The sequence below is a fragment of the Arcobacter thermotolerans genome (assembly GCF_983172305.1).
Map to the genome: position 1 here is coordinate 95,519 of NZ_CFAFZJ010000001.1, position 15,160 is coordinate 110,678.

22 protein-coding genes are annotated in these 15,160 nt (G+C 25.0%); 12 read left to right on the plus strand and 10 right to left on the minus strand.

The genetic code is table 11. From position 1 onward, the window contains the following. Nucleotides 1-8: 8 nt before the first annotated feature. Entirely contained in the window at nucleotides 9-824 is an 816-nt protein-coding gene (locus AC5LG6_RS00560) for a hypothetical protein (protein ID WP_498585425.1), read from the minus strand. 1 nt (nucleotide 825) lies between these two features. Next, nucleotides 826-1,047 (minus strand): helix-turn-helix domain-containing protein, encoded by a 222-nt coding sequence (locus tag AC5LG6_RS00565; RefSeq protein ID WP_498585426.1) that lies wholly within the window; start codon nucleotides 1,045-1,047, stop codon nucleotides 826-828. 364 nt (nucleotides 1,048-1,411) lie between these two features. On the opposite strand from AC5LG6_RS00565, the gene AC5LG6_RS00570 reads away from it, so the two are divergent. Together AC5LG6_RS00570 and AC5LG6_RS00575 are read left to right on the plus strand one after the other, a co-directional pair. After that, nucleotides 1,412-1,732, plus strand: coding sequence for a hypothetical protein (locus tag AC5LG6_RS00570; protein ID WP_498585427.1), 321 nt, complete (start codon nucleotides 1,412-1,414; stop codon nucleotides 1,730-1,732). Next, nucleotides 1,725-2,054, plus strand: coding sequence for a hypothetical protein (locus AC5LG6_RS00575; protein ID WP_498585428.1), 330 nt, complete (start codon nucleotides 1,725-1,727; stop codon nucleotides 2,052-2,054). Before AC5LG6_RS00570 ends, AC5LG6_RS00575 begins: the two co-directional genes overlap by 8 nt. Nucleotides 2,055-2,070: 16 nt before the next feature. Here AC5LG6_RS00575 and AC5LG6_RS00580 read toward each other — a convergent pair whose 3' ends face one another. Then, the gene (locus AC5LG6_RS00580; protein WP_014469095.1) at nucleotides 2,071-2,199 is read right to left on the minus strand and encodes a hypothetical protein; all 129 of its coding nucleotides are present in this window, start codon (nucleotides 2,197-2,199) and stop codon (nucleotides 2,071-2,073) included. A 1-nt stretch (nucleotide 2,200) separates the two neighbouring features. Further along, a complete protein-coding gene (locus AC5LG6_RS00585) occupies nucleotides 2,201-2,350 on the minus strand; it encodes a hypothetical protein (protein ID WP_260959703.1) in 150 nt (49 codons plus the stop codon). A gap of 79 nt (nucleotides 2,351-2,429) precedes the next feature. Between AC5LG6_RS00585 and AC5LG6_RS00590 the strand changes: the two genes are divergently transcribed. After that, entirely contained in the window at nucleotides 2,430-2,780 is a 351-nt protein-coding gene (locus tag AC5LG6_RS00590; protein WP_260959702.1) for a hypothetical protein, read from the plus strand. Here AC5LG6_RS00590 and AC5LG6_RS00595 read toward each other — a convergent pair whose 3' ends face one another. The 3 genes from AC5LG6_RS00595 to AC5LG6_RS00605 all read right to left on the minus strand — a co-directional run bounded on the left by AC5LG6_RS00595 (nucleotide 2,781) and on the right by AC5LG6_RS00605 (nucleotide 5,418). Next, complete coding sequence (locus AC5LG6_RS00595; protein WP_313956599.1) at nucleotides 2,781-2,921, minus strand: hypothetical protein; 141 nt, start codon at nucleotides 2,919-2,921, stop codon at nucleotides 2,781-2,783. A 333-nt stretch (nucleotides 2,922-3,254) separates the two neighbouring features. After that, complete coding sequence (locus AC5LG6_RS00600) at nucleotides 3,255-4,850, minus strand: hypothetical protein (protein ID WP_498585429.1); 1,596 nt, start codon at nucleotides 4,848-4,850, stop codon at nucleotides 3,255-3,257. A gap of 1 nt (nucleotide 4,851) precedes the next feature. Beyond that, complete coding sequence (locus AC5LG6_RS00605) at nucleotides 4,852-5,418, minus strand: helix-turn-helix domain-containing protein (RefSeq protein ID WP_498585430.1); 567 nt, start codon at nucleotides 5,416-5,418, stop codon at nucleotides 4,852-4,854. Nucleotides 5,419-5,588: 170 nt separating this feature from the next. Here AC5LG6_RS00605 and AC5LG6_RS00610 point away from each other — a divergent pair, with 170 nt between their 5' ends. The 4 genes from AC5LG6_RS00610 (at nucleotide 5,589) to AC5LG6_RS00625 (ending at nucleotide 8,122) form a co-directional block, all read left to right on the plus strand. Beyond that, complete coding sequence (locus AC5LG6_RS00610; RefSeq protein ID WP_498585431.1) at nucleotides 5,589-5,756, plus strand: hypothetical protein; 168 nt, start codon at nucleotides 5,589-5,591, stop codon at nucleotides 5,754-5,756. A 35-nt stretch (nucleotides 5,757-5,791) separates the two neighbouring features. Further along, nucleotides 5,792-6,475: a phage replisome organizer N-terminal domain-containing protein gene (locus tag AC5LG6_RS00615; protein WP_498585432.1), complete on the plus strand. Its 684-nt coding sequence runs from the start codon at nucleotides 5,792-5,794 to the stop codon at nucleotides 6,473-6,475. Between the two features lie 289 nt (nucleotides 6,476-6,764). Then, nucleotides 6,765-7,076: a hypothetical protein gene (locus AC5LG6_RS00620; RefSeq protein ID WP_498585433.1), complete on the plus strand. Its 312-nt coding sequence runs from the start codon at nucleotides 6,765-6,767 to the stop codon at nucleotides 7,074-7,076. After that, a complete protein-coding gene (locus tag AC5LG6_RS00625; RefSeq protein WP_498585434.1) occupies nucleotides 7,073-8,122 on the plus strand; it encodes a tyrosine-type recombinase/integrase in 1,050 nt (349 codons plus the stop codon). The genes AC5LG6_RS00620 and AC5LG6_RS00625 overlap by 4 nt, the downstream gene beginning before the upstream one ends. A 44-nt stretch (nucleotides 8,123-8,166) precedes the next feature. On the opposite strand, the gene dnaG is transcribed toward AC5LG6_RS00625, so the two are convergent. Beyond that, a complete protein-coding gene (gene dnaG / locus AC5LG6_RS00630; RefSeq protein ID WP_498585435.1) occupies nucleotides 8,167-9,801 on the minus strand; it encodes a DNA primase in 1,635 nt (544 codons plus the stop codon). An 80-nt stretch (nucleotides 9,802-9,881) separates the two neighbouring features. Between dnaG and AC5LG6_RS00635 the strand changes: the two genes are divergently transcribed. From AC5LG6_RS00635 to AC5LG6_RS00650, 4 genes are read left to right on the plus strand one after another with little or no spacing between them, the layout of a single operon-like run. Continuing rightward, complete coding sequence (locus AC5LG6_RS00635) at nucleotides 9,882-10,931, plus strand: tetratricopeptide repeat protein (protein ID WP_498585436.1); 1,050 nt, start codon at nucleotides 9,882-9,884, stop codon at nucleotides 10,929-10,931. A gap of 51 nt (nucleotides 10,932-10,982) precedes the next feature. Next, complete coding sequence (gene rnc / locus AC5LG6_RS00640; RefSeq protein WP_066157698.1) at nucleotides 10,983-11,663, plus strand: ribonuclease III; 681 nt, start codon at nucleotides 10,983-10,985, stop codon at nucleotides 11,661-11,663. Further along, entirely contained in the window at nucleotides 11,660-12,736 is a 1,077-nt protein-coding gene (gene aroC, locus AC5LG6_RS00645; RefSeq protein WP_498585437.1) for a chorismate synthase, read from the plus strand. Before rnc ends, aroC begins: the two co-directional genes overlap by 4 nt. After that, nucleotides 12,726-13,478 carry a M15 family metallopeptidase gene (locus tag AC5LG6_RS00650; protein WP_434280028.1) on the plus strand — a complete coding sequence of 251 codons (753 nt, stop codon included), beginning with the start codon at nucleotides 12,726-12,728 and terminating at the stop codon, nucleotides 13,476-13,478. Before aroC ends, AC5LG6_RS00650 begins: the two co-directional genes overlap by 11 nt. Here the strand turns inward: AC5LG6_RS00650 and ppk2 are convergent. Then, the gene (gene ppk2, locus AC5LG6_RS00655) at nucleotides 13,470-14,375 is read right to left on the minus strand and encodes a polyphosphate kinase 2 (protein ID WP_498585438.1); all 906 of its coding nucleotides are present in this window, start codon (nucleotides 14,373-14,375) and stop codon (nucleotides 13,470-13,472) included. The genes AC5LG6_RS00650 and ppk2 overlap by 9 nt on opposite strands. A 38-nt stretch (nucleotides 14,376-14,413) precedes the next feature. Beyond that, nucleotides 14,414-14,728, minus strand: coding sequence for an MTH1187 family thiamine-binding protein (locus AC5LG6_RS00660; RefSeq protein ID WP_498585439.1), 315 nt, complete (start codon nucleotides 14,726-14,728; stop codon nucleotides 14,414-14,416). A 72-nt stretch (nucleotides 14,729-14,800) separates the two neighbouring features. Between AC5LG6_RS00660 and AC5LG6_RS00665 the strand changes: the two genes are divergently transcribed. Beyond that, a complete protein-coding gene (locus AC5LG6_RS00665) occupies nucleotides 14,801-15,142 on the plus strand; it encodes a hypothetical protein (RefSeq protein ID WP_066157710.1) in 342 nt (113 codons plus the stop codon). Nucleotides 15,143-15,160: the final 18 nt, after the last annotated feature.

The window sequence follows — 15,160 nt, forward strand, 5'->3', positions numbered from 1 at the left end:
ATAAATCTTCATTGTTTAATTATTGGGATTAAAATTGAATCAATATATTCACTTAACTTATCATTCTCAATTTTTTCTCTAATATTTGCGCTTATTTGCTCAAAATTTGTATTAAATGTAATAACTCTATTGTTATCAACCCAATATTTTGGTTTTAATCTTAGTTCTAATCTTTTTTTAGCTTTATAAATTTTTACGTGTCCGAAATTATTATGAAGAAAATTATCAATCCATATACTATCATTTGTTGAACGAACTTCATTTAAATTTGTATTCTCTAATTCTTCCAAATTTACTTTCATTCCACATAAATGGAACTGATTATCTGCTCTTAAAACTATAAAATAATAGATATTCTCTATGTTATGGTCTGTGATTACTCTTTGATATTTGTTTACTATTATCTCTTTCCATCTATCCCAAATAAAACTATATTGTCTTGATGCAAATAAAGCATCTAATGTATTACCGTCACCAAAATTACCATCACCAAATTTTTGAGCCAATGATGTTTCTCCACTATCTGCATTTGTTAAATTGCCATTGTTATCTACTTTACAAGATAACATTTTTACATCTGCACCCCATGTATCAGAAATAATATCTACGGGATACGAACCTGCCCCGATTGGTCTAACTCCTAAAGCTTGAACAATCCATTGTTCTATATGTTCTTTTGGTATTTGAATTGGTAAATCATTTTGTCCTTCAATCTTTTCAGGTTGTGAAATGATTGATTTTTTTAAGAAGAAATGTATAACTTCAATTGCAGTTTCATCAAAAAAAGTTGTTAATTCTTGTTGGGTTAAAGGTGTAAGTACCATATCAATTTCCTATCAATTCTTTAATATCAATCTCTAAACCATCACACAATTTAACTAAACTAAGATAACTTGGATTTCTTTTACTTCTTTCTACTAAGCTTATATATGTTCTATCTAAGCCACATTTATTGGCTAATGCTTCTTGAGATAAATTTAATTGTAATCTTCTTGATTTTATTTTTTCTGCGAGTTGTTTTAATAATTGTAGTTCTTTGTCATTCATAGGAGTATATTATTTAATTATCGACTATTTATCAACGGACAATAGTCTACAATTAACAAGATTATTAGTATTTAAAGATATACTAACAATGCATATAGGAATTTAAGTTTTAACTTTTTAATTAAGGTATCTCATCAATTTATAATATTAATTTTTTTGTTTTATCATTTTAATTACAAATATTTAAAATAACTTTTATATAATAAAGTTTTACTTTTAATAAAACATTTTTGAAGATTTTAGAAAGGTTAAGAGGAGATTTAATTTGATAGTAAAACGTAGTATCTTGTGGAAAATATATTTGTTGTTATTGGGTATCTTGTTGTTTACTTTTTTAGTATCTTTTTACAAGGGAGAACAATTCTTGTTTTTAGAGAGTAATATTTTTAGTAATATGTATATAGGATTAATTTATTTAATATATTTTATATCAGTACTTGGAATATGGGGCTTTGTATATCAAAAAAAAGTTTTTTATCAAGAATTTTGGATTTATATATTTTTTATAATAATAGTTGATTTTATAGGTTCTTTAATAGAACCTACAATTGAAACTTCAACACAAGAAATAGATTTTTTATCTACAATTTTAGGACTATTATTTTTAGTATTAGGATTCTTTTATTTTTATGCTTTGTATCAATATGCTTTTAAAATGAAATATTTATGGAGTGAAGATGACTAATAAACAAAAAGTTGTATCAATATTAATGGCATTAACTTTAGGTGGAGTTGCTGGACATCATATTGATGATATTGTTGAGAAATATGATTTACAAGTAAATAGATATCCAATAGAAATTGAATATGAAATTATTAACAATTGTATATCAAATTATGAAAAACCATTAGCAAGAAAAATTTATTTATATAAAAAAGAAATTTGTACTTGTGCATTAGGAAAAACAGAGTTAGACTACTCTTATTCTTCATATCAAAAAGATTATAATACTTTTTTAGAGATATTTGAAGTAAAAGCAAATGAGTGCATGTCAACTATGAGATAAATCTCATAGTCATTTTTTAGTCAAGATAATCGTCGTTGTTAGGATTATGAGCATCTGCCCAGTCATCCATATCAGCGTCATTATTTGGATTATTAATATCAGACCAAAGATCTAATTCCTCTTGAGTCATATTTGATGTATCCATTTTATTTATTTCCTTTTGAAGATTTTGAATCAACTATACTTTGAGTTTTTGAACTAAAAGTACCTTTTGGAGTTTGACCTCCATTTTGTCTAGCCGTTGCAGACTGGATTCTTTGTGATGCAGCTTTTGTCATTGGAGTTTTTTGTGCCATAATAGGCTCCTTTAAATATATTTCCTAAAATTAGGATAATGAAATTATAAAATAGTAGTAAAGGACAACAAGGGACAAAATGAGTAATAATATAAAAGAAAAACAAAAAGATTTAAAAGAGTGGATTACAAAAATTGGAATGACTCAAAAATATTTTATTGAACAATATTGTATTGAAAATTTTTATAATTATACAGAAGAAGAAATTGAACAATATTATGAAAAATTTAAAAAAGAGATAACTAGAACAACTACTAAAATAGAAGTTTTAGATAAATATTTTGAGTTTTTATATAGTTTAGATGAGTTCAAAAAAGTTGGTTATGTAAAACCATTTTATATAGATGATGGTACATTTGATAAAGATTTCAATGAAAGAATGAAGAAGATATCGGAAATGATAACAGATTATATTGAAGAAAATGAATAATTACATATTTTCAAAAAAATCTTTAATATTAACATCTAAAACATCAGCAATTTTAACTAATTGCTCGATATTAAAATGTTTATTTTGCAGGCATATTTCACAATTGGAAATAACTCCAACCGATTTATGACCTATAGCCATTTGCTAAATTTAACTGACTTATACCTTTTGCTTCTCTGATTTTTTTCACATTTTGACCTATAGTTTTATAAATAATTTGAATATAATCTTTCAATTAGTTATGACGATTTAGAAAACTATTTTGATTTGAATAAAATTAATTCAAGTGATAAAAGATTTAAGAAAACTTTTATAAAACAAGATAAATGATATCATGATTTAATTGTTTAAATTATGTGGTTTTATTTTATTACAGAGATAGGGAGTAACTCCCATAAAAGCTTACACTTTAATTTTCTCTGTTCTACGAAGTCCTTTTGCTAAAACTTTTTTTCAAAAAAATTTTAGGTCTTTTTATTTAGAATTAAACATATCTTTAAATGTTTGCTTTATATGTTCATCTATTATTGATGTATCAATATACTTTGAATAATTATCTATAATATACATACCAAATGAATTTTCATTTGTTATTTCACTTGGAGCTAATTTAATAAAGTTATCCAAAATATCATCTAGTGAAATACCTTTAATCATAAAAAGAAGTTCTATTGATTTTATATCTGTAATAATAATTCTTTGACTATCTAATTTTTTATCCAAATTAAATTCTGCGATATTTAGCATAAAAGGATTATCAAAAAAATATGATACAAATTTATAAACTTTTTTATTAGAAAAAGAATTAACATTTTCAAAATATCTTTTAATATTAAGTTCTGATTTTATCTTATCTTCTCTAATTCTTTTAAATTCTGTTTCACCAAAATTTTTTAAAGAATTTAGTAAATCAAAAGGTTTTGATTTACACTCAATTATTATCACAAAATTATCAAATTCAACAATTACATCTGGGGCATCACATTCATTCTTTGATTTTTTACCATTATTTTGTATAGGATAATACTTTTCATCACCATATATTTTTACTTTTTTATCATAAATGTTTGTTTGTATAAATGTTTTAATATAGTCATTTATTGCATGTCCGTGTATTTTTGATTTGAAATCTTTTATATTATCATTATGATAAATATCTAAATATATTCGTTCAAATTTAAAGAATATTTTAAGAGAAGTATATGATAGAAGAAGTAATTTATCTTGTTCTTCATCCAAAAGTAATGGGTATAAGTATGATACCTTTGGTAAATATTTATCTATTTTTTGTAACTCATTATAAGGCATTAAATCTTTTTTATTACTATCTTCACGAATAACAAAATATTTTTTTTTAAATTCTTCTTCATTAATTGATATATAATTAATGTATTTTAATATCATATCTTTTGAAATTATTGTATCATAGTTTGCATATTTAATAAATTCATCTATTGAAAATTTAATTTTTATTTTACCATTTTGATTTATGTATTTAAAAAGAATTAAAGATAATATTGAAAATTCTTTTAAATTTATACCTATTTTTAAAATTAAAAAATCTTCTACTTCTGAATATGTTTTATAAAGATTAAATAATCTGAATAGTTCTACATAAAAATATTCTCTTTTTTGAAATTGATATTGTTCATAAAAAGTTAAAAATAATAGTTTTTTAACATAAAAAGTTGTATCTTCGATATTATGATCAATATTACCTGCATTGTTAAATGAGTTATATAAAATATTAAATAATTCTATATCTTTTATATTAATATTAATTTGTTTTTTAGTTTTACAGTTAGAAAAACAAATAAATTTTTCAATAGCGTAAGGAACAAAAAGCTTTATCAAAATATCTAATGTAAATTTATCAACTTTTAACCATTCTCTACTATATAATTTACCACCATCTATTTCAGGATAAGCAAAAAAATCATGTAACAATAATTTTTTATGTAATTCTGGACTATAATGAATATTGTTTAGCAATCTATGTAATTGTTTTAATGTTTTAAAATTACTTAAATCACTTCTTGATATTGAATTTATAAATTTATGAATAAGCATTTTACACTTTAGATTTATCTTCAAAATTTTTAATTTGTTCTTCTAAAAAACTATAAAATAAATTTCTTGTTTGTTCATCTTCTGCTAGTCGTGGGTCATATTTTAGCATTAGCTTTTTTATATCTTCTTCTAATTCTTCTACTTTATTTATTCTTTCTACATCTTTAAAAAGATACTCAAATAAATATAATATCCTTAAATTTTTTATTTCTGTAATTTGAATATTAAATTTTTTACAATGACTTTCTAAAACTTGTTTTTTTTCAATAAAATTAAGTTCTTCTCCAATGTCTTTAAATAAATTTATATCTTTTTCTAAAAAAATATCTCTTTCTTCAATTAAATCATTAATTGAATTAAGTTCTTTATTCATAATTCTAATCAATTCATCTAATGATATAGATACTTTTTGAGAAATTTCATAAAGTCTTTTTTGTGGTATTTTATCATTGTTCTTCCAAGTATCTAAAGTTGAATAACTTATATCTAGTAATTTACAAAGTTCTTTATCTGTTTTTGTATTTGTAACATATCTTAATTTATTTAATAAAAAATCAATATTTTTCATATTTTATACTCCAATTTACTTGACTTTAATTTTATAACTCATTATAATTGCTTTAAATACTTTAAAATACTTGATTTTACTTTAAAATATAAAGTTTTATGGAGTAATTTAGCATAAATAAACTTACATTTATTTACATAAAAAGTATTAAATCTAAAAAAGGGGTTCAAATGGAAAAAAATAAAAAAAATAAAGATTGGAAAACTTCAACTACTTTAAATATGGAACTAAAGCAAAAAGCTGAAAAGAAATTTAAATATTATGGAGTTAGTTTTTCAAGTGGTCTAGCTATTTTATTAACTGCTTTCATTGATGAAAGAATACAAATATTTAAATAAAGCTTCGACTTTATCAATCTATTATATTTTTTATCATGAAAAAAAATGAAAATAATAAACAAAGACTTAAAAAGTCTATAAATAAACGATTTTATTGGTTAAAAATTGGAGCTACATTCTTTGATGATTTAAAAATCCAAAAGCTTAGAAAAATTGCTGGTGGAGATACTTTTACTTGCATATATTTAAAATTAATGATACTAAGTTTAAAAAATGATGGAACTATATTTTTTGAAAGTATTTTTGAAAATATTGAAGATGAATTAACTATAAAAATAAATGAAGATGTTGAAAATATTAAAGCTACTTTAGTATTTTGTGAAAATATGAAAATGATAGAAATTTATGAGGATAAATCTATATTTTTTAAACAAATAAAAGATATTACTGGAAGCGAAAGTTCAAGTGCAGAAAGAGTCCGAAATCATAGAGCTTCTAATAAAAAAAATAAACCTGAATTGTTACATTGTAACGGAAATGTAACGGCAGAGCAAGAGTTAGAGCAAGAGTTAGAGCAAGAGTTAGAGCAAGAGTTGGATAATAAAAACTTAACACAAAAAAGTAATTTTGATTTAACTAATTTTCAGTTTTACGAAAATACAAATGATGGTGAATTTTGGGATGATTGGAATGCAAAACAAATCAAAAAAGCAATGAGTAATTCTAAACTTGAAGAATTAAATCAAGCCAATAGAGAAAATATGATAATAGGATTTTAAATTGAACTATTCAATAACAACTGGAAATAAATTAAAAGTGCACAAAACAAATCTACCAGTTGTTTGCTCATTTTTATTAACGGTTTTTAAAAACCTAAAAAATCGAGCCATTATCTTTCTTTTTAAAGGCATAAAAAATAAAAAGAACATTAGATAGATTATAATTAAACAAAAAACTATCTAAAACAAACAAAAAAGAATTAAAGATACTTTTTTTGATTTATATAATAAATCTCTTCTAGGTACTTTAAAATAAATTTAAATTACAAATATAAAAAGGAGAAATAAAATGAATAATGCAAATACAACAGTTGATTTCAGTGTTTTAAAATTACTACCTACCATCTACAAGCAAATAGAAACAATGCAAAATAAAATATTTAATTTAGAGCAACACCTAAAACCTAAATATGATTTAACTAAAAGAGCTGGAGTAAAAGCATTCTTAAATATTTCGGATGGAACATTAAATAATATGATTAAAGATGGAAGATTTAAAAAAAATTTTCATTATAGAAAAGAGATTAAGGGGAAAACAATTAAAATAACCTTTGTAGAAGATGGAATTTTAGCCTATAAAAAAGAAAAAGGATTAAAATGACGTTTTACAATAGAGAAGGTATACTATACGTTAGATATTCTGGAGGGAAAAGAATATCTACAAAGTTAGAATATTCAAAAGATAATATCAAGCTTTATAAAAGCTATGCAAAAAATGAAGAGTTCTTTAAAAAATTTGATGTTATAAAAACTTCACCAACAGTTGTTGAGCTTTGTGAAGAAGTACTTAAAGACAAAGAAAGAACATTAAAAGCGACTTCTTTTAAAAGCTATGAATCTTTACTAAAGAGTAGAATTATACCATTTTTTGATAATAAAAAAGTTGTAGATATAAAACCAATTCATATATCTGATTTTTATAAAACTTTTGAAGATAGAAATACTCTTTCTACTTGTGAATGTTTGTTAAAACCAGCATTTGAAAAAGCTATTTTAATGGAAATTATCAGCACAACACCATTTATAATTAAAAAACCGAAAATAAAGTCTAGTGGTTATGAAATAAATCCATTTAATATGGAAGAAGTACAAAAAATAATTGACTACAATGACCCAATAATAGGAAATTTTTTAGCTATTGCTTGTTTAACTGGATTAAGAACGGGTGAACTATGTGGCTTAAGATGGTCTGATGTAAATTTAAAAGATATGACAATCTCTGTAAATCAACAGTTTACACACGGTTTTTTACAGTCACCAAAAACAAAAAAATCTAAGGCAACAATAGATTTACCAATTGAAGCCTTACCATTTTTTGAAAAACAAAGATTAAAGACTGGATTAAGAGAGTATATATTTTATTCAGCTCAAGGTAAAGAGCCTTGGAAATATAGTAGCCATATTAGTCTTTTATTTAAAAAGATATTAAAAACACTAGATATTGAAGATAGAGGGATATATCAAACAAGGCATACCTTTGCTTCAATTCGTTTAACTATGGGCGAAAAGGTAGAATGGGTATCTTATATGTTACGACACGAGAATATTAATATTACATTGAGTAATTATTATAAATACATAAAAGAGCTTGACACAAAAAGAATCACTTTAAATTTTGATTTAACACATAATCAGCACACAAGCTAATTAGATACTTGTATATCGTGGTTAGAAATTAAACTTTCTTTAAGTCATAAATTATAACTTACAAGTTTTCCTTGTTTTAATTGATATAGATTATCTTTTACTTTTCTTATTTGATTAACTTTCTCTTTAAAATTCATGCTATTGTCATAGGATAATGTCAAAAGTTTATTTGAATAAAATTTATGTAAAAGAACCAATAACTCTCTATTTAATCTAGCCTCATCATAGCTTTCCAATTTATCATTTAATATGATTTTATTTAAAGAACTACTATTTATATCATTTAGTAACTCTTCAAACTCTTCTTGATGATGTTCAAACATTGATTTATCTATCTTGTCTAAAACTATATCCAATCTTCTAGGATCATCCAATATTGATTTTATGATACAAAGCTCTGCAATATCAACTTTTGAAAGTTCTACACTATTTTTTCTGTGTATAGTATTTGACGTTTTTATCAAACTCTCTTTTATATTTAATTTTTGAGCTAAAAATCTTTTATACTCTTCTTGATAAAGTTGGCTTAAACTACTTAAATATTCGTTTGCTTCACTTAATGCTTTTTGCTTCTCAACAGGATTGTTTATATTATAACTTGAAACAATGTAACTAATTGCAAAATTTGCAAAAGGAGTTGGATTTGAAAATAGCTCTTCTAACTCTTTTATTTTTCTATCCTTTACCATATCAGCTGGATCCGCTCCATTTTCAAAAATAACAACTCCTCCATCAAAACCATTTTGACTAAGCATAACAGAAGCCTTAAAAGCTGCATTTTGTCCAGCTTTATCTCCATCATAAGATAAAATAACTCTAGGTTCTCCTCTTCTTAAAAGTGGTAAATGATCTTTTGTAAGTGCTGTTCCCAAAGTTGCAACTGAATTATTAAACCCAGCTTGATGAAGCATTATAACATCTAAGTAACCTTCACAAACTATTATCTCTTTTGTTTTATATATCTTCTCTTTTGCTAAGTGATAACCATACAAAAGCTTGGATTTATTAAAAATTGAAGTTTGTGGTGAGTTTACATATTTTGCTCCATGATTTGTAAGAGTTCTTCCGCCAAAACCAACAAGTTTTCCATTTATTGAATAAATTGGAAATATCAATCTATCAATAAATCTTGCATATAATCCATTTTCTCCTTGGCTAATAACTCCTTGCTCTATTGCATCGTTCAGATTGTAATGATTTGACTTTAAAAAATCTATTGTGCTATTAGAACTACTTGCATAACCTATCTCAAATTTTTCTATTGAGAGTTGAAAAACTCCTCTATCTTTTACATAATTTTGTATATTCTCATCCAAAAAAAACTGCTTTTGATAAAAAGCATTTATATCTTCAAGAACTTTATTATCAGATTTTTTTACACTATTTGTATCATACTCCAAAGTGTAATTATACATTGAAGCTAATTTTTCGATAGTTTCAGGATATGAAAGTTTCTCATACTCCATCAAAAATTTTATACTATCTCCACCAACACCACAACCAAAACAGTGATATATCTGTTTTGAAGGACTAACAACAAAAGATGGAGTATCTTCTCCATGAAAAGGGCAACAAGCTTTGAAATTTGCACCAGATTTTTTTAATTCTAAAAATTGTGAAATAACATCAACAATATCAAGGTAATTTTTTAAACTCTCTATAGACTCTTTTCTTATCATTTTGAGATTATACACTTTTATTTTTTTATATGTACTTTTATGTTAAAGTATTACTTAATTATTTTAAAAAGGTTAGATAATTGGATAATTTAGTTTTAGAGTATAGAGACCCTATTATTGGAATAATTTTACTGGTTTTTATGATTTTTTTAATATCTTTTTTTACATACTCGTATGGCGTTTACAAAGAAAAATCTGCAAGAAAAGATTATAGAAAACTATCTCGTAGATTTGAATTAGGAAATCTAAAAGAGAATGACTATATAAACCTTTACAAAACTTATAATCTACCTTTTGACTCAATTTTACTTTTAGCATCTACTTTTTTACATAAGGGTGATAATAATAAAGCAATAAGTGTATATTTAGCACTTTTAGAACACGTAAAAGATAGAGTAAAAAAGGAAGAGCTTCTTGAACTTCTTGGAAATACATATTTTAAAGGTGGTTTTCTACAAAGATCAAATGATATATTTTTAAGAATTCTTAAATTCTCTCCTAGAAATAAAAATGCTCTTAAAAGTCTTTTACTAGTAAATGAAAAACTAAAAAATTTTAAAAAAGCAAAAGAGATTACACAAGCATTAGAAGAGCTAAATGTTGATGTAAATGTAGAAAAAGTATATTTTGATACTTTAATCATATTAAATGATTCAATTTTATCTTATGAAAAAAGAACTGAGCTTTTATTTGAAATTTTTAAAGAAAATAAAATTATTCAAAGAATTTTTGCGACATTTTTAATTCAATCAAATAGAGAATTCTTCTTCTCAAATATAGATATGTTTGATTGTGAAAAATTAATTGATATTTTATGGTATCAAAAAAAAGAAGATATTGATTTTGATAAAATTAAAAATAATAAATTCTTAAATGAACTTTATAGTGCAAAAAACTATATAAATAGTGTTTCAAATAGTAGTGATTTTGATTTGAATATTTTAATTTTAATTAACAACCATCAAAAAGATATAAAAACAAATCTTACATTTGAATTTATTTGTAAATCTTGTAAACACTCTAGCCCTTTTTATGATGCTAGATGTCCAAATTGTCACTCTATTTTAAGTTTAGAGGTAAAGCATCACCTAACAAAAGCTTATGAGCTTTCAAATCAATCACTGCAATAAAATAAAATATATTTGTGTTATACTTTTATAATTTTAAAAAAAGGATAAAAATTGAGCGATTATTCAAAACTTGAAAAGTGTTTGGATTATCAGTTTAAAAATAAAAACCTGATAATCGAAGCACTTACACATAAAAGTTTCAAAAAACCATACAACAATGAAAGATTAGAGTTTCTAGGTGATGCTGTTTTAAACTTAATTGTAGGAGAGTATTTATATACAAAATTTCCAAAATCAAATGAGGGTGAACTATCTAAAATAAGAGCTAGTTTAGTAAATGAAACTGGATTTACAAAGTTAGCAAATGAGATAAATTTAGGAGATTATATATTTATCTCAAACGCTGAAGAGAGAAACAAAGGAAGAACAAAATCTTCTATACTTTCAGATGCATTTGAAGCAATAATGGGAGCAATATATCTAGAGAGTGGTTTAGAAACACTAAAACCTATCATTTTAAATCTACTTGAAAATTGTTATGATAAAATCAATTTAGATGTTTTATTTAGCGACTATAAAACAGCTTTGCAAGAGATAACTCAAGCAAAATTTGCATCAATTCCTGAATATGTTGTTGAAGGTTCATATGGACCTGACCACAAAAAAGAGTTTGAAGTATCTATTTGGATAGATGGTAAAAATTTTGGAAAAGCTAGTGGAAAAAGTAAAAAATTAGCTCAACAAGCAGCTGCAAAAATTGCTATTGCTAAATTAAGTGAGGAAGAGAATTGAATAGTTTTGGACATAGATTTAGATTTACAACATTTGGTGAATCACATGGAAAAGCTCTAGGATGTATAGTTGATGGGGTTCCAGCTGGAATAAAAATTGACGAAGAGTTTATTCAAGCTGAAATGAATAGAAGAAAACCTGGACAAAATGAGTTTGCAACAAAGAGATCTGAAGGTGATGTAGTTGAAATTTTAAGTGGTGTTTTTGAAGGTTATTCAACAGGAACAAGCATTGCTATGATTATTTTTAATGAAAATCAAAAATCAAGTGACTACTCAAATATAAAAGATCTATTCAGACCAGGACATGCTGATTTTACATATTTTAATAAATATGGGATTAGAGATTATAGAGGTGGAGGAAGAAGCTCAGCTCGTGAAACAGCAGCTAGAGTTGCAGCTGGAGCTATTGCAAAACTTCTATTAAATGAATTAAATATTGATATAAAAAGTGGAATTTGTGAGATAGATGGTATAAAAGCAGATAATTTTAACTTTGAAAATGCTAGAAATTCAGAAATTTTTGCACTTGATTCAAATGTTGAAGATGCTCAAAAAAATGCTATTTTAAAAGCCAAAAACTCTCATAATAGTGTTGGTGGGGTTGCACTTATTAATGTAAAAAATTGTCCAGTTGGACTTGGTGAACCAATTTATCATAAATTAGATGCACAAATAGCAAATGCAATGATGAGTATAAATGCTGTAAAAGCTATTGAGATTGGTGATGGTATTTTAGCATCTAGAGTTTTGGGATTTGATAACAATGACCAAATAAGAAAATCTGGATTTAAAACAAACCATAGTGGTGGAATTTTGGGAGGAATCTCAAATGGTGATGATATAAATGTAAAGGTATACTTTAAAGCAACTCCATCTATTTTTATAGAGCAAGAGACAGTTGATATTTATGGAAATGAAGTAGAGTGTAAACTAAAAGGAAGACATGATCCTTGCGTTGCTATAAGAGGAAGTGTTGTTGCTGAATCCATGATGGCATTAGTTCTTGCTGATATGCTCTTATTAAATATGTCATCAAAAGTAGAAAATATCAAAAAAGTTTATGCGAAATAGAGTTTTATTTCTACTTTTACTATCTTTAAACCTTTTTGCAAATGAAAATCTTGCAAAAAGGTTAATTCTTGCTTATCCTCTTTTTTTAGAAAAATATGAAGATAATTTTATATATTTCAAAGATGGTTCAAAACTACAATTTTCTACAAATAATAAAGATTTAAGCTATGAAGAAATAATTCAAAATAGCTCTTTAGAAAATCAAATGAGTATGAAATATATAAAAATATATGAAAATAAAAACTATATCCCAGCAAAAAATGAAGATGCTGGAAGATTTAGAAATGAAGAGTTTTTCAAAAAGATATATGGTAAAAATAGACAAGAAATAGAAAAAAATCTTGTAAAAATAAAGTGGTTAGAAAAAAGTCAAAATAAAACTTTATGGGTCACAAAAATCAATGGTATAGATAAAAAATTAATAGAAATAAGTAAAGAGCTAGATAACCTACCAAAAGAGTTTAAAAAATATATAGTAAATCCAGATGGAGTTTATAATTTTAGAAAAATTAGTGGTACAAATAGGCTTAGCACCCATAGTTTTGCAATAGCTATTGATTTAAATAAAGAGTATTCAAACTATTGGCTTTGGGATAAAAAAGGAAAAAATATTGAGTATAAAAACAAAATTCCTCTTGAAATTGTAAAAATATTTGAGAAACATGGTTTTATTTGGGGAGGGCGATGGTATCATTATGATACCATGCACTTTGAGTATAGACCTGAGTTACTTTTAGATTAAACCTTGAGTGATTCCTGAATTTTTCTTATAATCCATAATTTCAAGCTCTTTTTCAGCAGTAATCACAATATCACTATCAACTGAGAAATCTAACCTTTCGTCTCTTCCTTCATAAGGAATTGAGTTTAAAATAACTTTTATAGAATTAAGTCTAGCCAAAAATTTACTATCACTTCTTATAATTGTCCAAGGTGATTTTGGAGTATTTGTGTACTTTAACATATCATATTTTTTTTGAGTGAACTCTTCCCATCGACTTTGCATTTGTAAATCAATCTCACTTAATTTCCACTGCTTTAGAGGATTCTCTTCTCTCTCTTCAAATCTTCTTGCTTGCTCCTCTTTTGAAACAGATAGATAAATTTTTAAAAAGTGAATACCATGGTCAATTAAATCCTCTTCAAATCTTTGAACACTATTCATAAATACTTCATACTCTTTTTGTGTACAAAATCCAAAAACAGGCTCAACCATTGCACGATTGTACCAACTTCTATCAAATATAACTAGCTCACCACCTTTTGGAAATTGCTCTACATATCTTTGAAAATACCATTGTGTTTTTTGAACATCTGAAGGCTTTCCAAGTGCAACCACTCTATAATGCTTTTCATTCATATATCTTGTAATTCTTCTAATAGCCCCACCTTTTCCAGAAGCATCTCTTCCTTCCATAAGTATAATCATCTTTTCATTATGCTTTTCAAGATGTGATTGAAGCTTTATAAGCTCTACTTGATAAGGTTTTAATATATCATCTTTTGTTCTATATATAAATTTTGAGTGCAAATCACTTATAAAACTACCATTTGCCTCTTTTAATTTTTCAATGAACTCATCTAAACTCATATTTGCATTTGCTCTACGACTTTTTTCATAAAACTTTTCGAAATTCATTTTGCCCCTTTTTTATTTATCAATATATTATACACAAACTATTTAGAAACTTTTCCTATATGCTTTTCAACTGATTTGATTTTTGTTTCTATTCTATCTTCACCACTTGTTCTTATATCAAAATTAGCAACTGCATATACTCTATTACATCCTAACTCTTCAAGTTTTAAATAACAAAGATTTAATAAATCCAATAGCTCTTTTAGATTTTTTGCTTCAACAATTGTATTCATAGATGTTAATTGATAATCTAATCCACTACTTTTTATAACTTCTAAAACTTGTGCTACTTCTTTACTTTTACTTCCTTTTGTATCTGTTGGAAACATTGCTAAACTCATTAAAACTGACATTTTTTATACCTTTTAAATCATATTTTCAAATTTGTTTTGCTAGTATATACAAATTTCATTAAAAGGATAAATATGAAACTAGATGTAACGGCTGAAGTTATACTATCACAACTTGGTTATTCAAACAACGAAGCTTCTTTAAAACAAGCTCAAAAAGCTATAGATGTAACAAAAGGTTATGAAAAATTTGCAAAACAGATAATTACTCTAAATGACCACCTAAAAAAAATGAATGCCTATGTTGGTTTATCAAATAAAACAGATTTTTTTAAAATAAAATGTGATGAAAATGATTCAAAAGAGATAATTGAAGAGTTTCATGATGCTGTTTGGAAATGGGCAGAAAAATATAATGTAGAACTTGAAAGACTTGATAAAAAACCAATTTATTATATTTTAGGAGTTTCAAACTAGATTTTCTAGTTTGAAATT

What these genes read in the sequence shown, in the direction of transcription:
- AC5LG6_RS00560 (WP_498585425.1), bottom strand. Translation starts at nt 824, where the DNA reads ATGGTACTTACACCTTTAACCCAACAAGAATTAACAACTTTTTTTGAT.
- AC5LG6_RS00620 (WP_498585433.1), top strand. Translation starts at nt 6,765, where the DNA reads ATGAATAATGCAAATACAACAGTTGATTTCAGTGTTTTAAAATTACTA.
- AC5LG6_RS00660 (WP_498585439.1), bottom strand. Translation starts at nt 14,728, where the DNA reads ATGTCAGTTTTAATGAGTTTAGCAATGTTTCCAACAGATACAAAAGGA.
- AC5LG6_RS00585 (WP_260959703.1), bottom strand. Translation starts at nt 2,350, where the DNA reads ATGGCACAAAAAACTCCAATGACAAAAGCTGCATCACAAAGAATCCAG.
- AC5LG6_RS00580 (WP_014469095.1), bottom strand. Translation starts at nt 2,199, where the DNA reads ATGGATACATCAAATATGACTCAAGAGGAATTAGATCTTTGGTCTGAT.
- AC5LG6_RS00605 (WP_498585430.1), bottom strand. Translation starts at nt 5,418, where the DNA reads ATGAAAAATATTGATTTTTTATTAAATAAATTAAGATATGTTACAAAT.
- AC5LG6_RS00650 (WP_434280028.1), top strand. Translation starts at nt 12,726, where the DNA reads ATGCGAAATAGAGTTTTATTTCTACTTTTACTATCTTTAAACCTTTTT.
- AC5LG6_RS00600 (WP_498585429.1), bottom strand. Translation starts at nt 4,850, where the DNA reads ATGCTTATTCATAAATTTATAAATTCAATATCAAGAAGTGATTTAAGT.
- AC5LG6_RS00615 (WP_498585432.1), top strand. Translation starts at nt 5,792, where the DNA reads ATGAAAAAAAATGAAAATAATAAACAAAGACTTAAAAAGTCTATAAAT.
- ppk2 (WP_498585438.1), bottom strand. Translation starts at nt 14,375, where the DNA reads ATGAATTTCGAAAAGTTTTATGAAAAAAGTCGTAGAGCAAATGCAAAT.
- AC5LG6_RS00565 (WP_498585426.1), bottom strand. Translation starts at nt 1,047, where the DNA reads ATGAATGACAAAGAACTACAATTATTAAAACAACTCGCAGAAAAAATA.
- AC5LG6_RS00625 (WP_498585434.1), top strand. Translation starts at nt 7,073, where the DNA reads ATGACGTTTTACAATAGAGAAGGTATACTATACGTTAGATATTCTGGA.
- AC5LG6_RS00595 (WP_313956599.1), bottom strand. Translation starts at nt 2,921, where the DNA reads ATGGCTATAGGTCATAAATCGGTTGGAGTTATTTCCAATTGTGAAATA.
- dnaG (WP_498585435.1), bottom strand. Translation starts at nt 9,801, where the DNA reads ATGATAAGAAAAGAGTCTATAGAGAGTTTAAAAAATTACCTTGATATT.
- AC5LG6_RS00590 (WP_260959702.1), top strand. Translation starts at nt 2,430, where the DNA reads ATGAGTAATAATATAAAAGAAAAACAAAAAGATTTAAAAGAGTGGATT.
- AC5LG6_RS00610 (WP_498585431.1), top strand. Translation starts at nt 5,589, where the DNA reads ATGGAAAAAAATAAAAAAAATAAAGATTGGAAAACTTCAACTACTTTA.
- AC5LG6_RS00665 (WP_066157710.1), top strand. Translation starts at nt 14,801, where the DNA reads ATGAAACTAGATGTAACGGCTGAAGTTATACTATCACAACTTGGTTAT.
- AC5LG6_RS00575 (WP_498585428.1), top strand. Translation starts at nt 1,725, where the DNA reads ATGACTAATAAACAAAAAGTTGTATCAATATTAATGGCATTAACTTTA.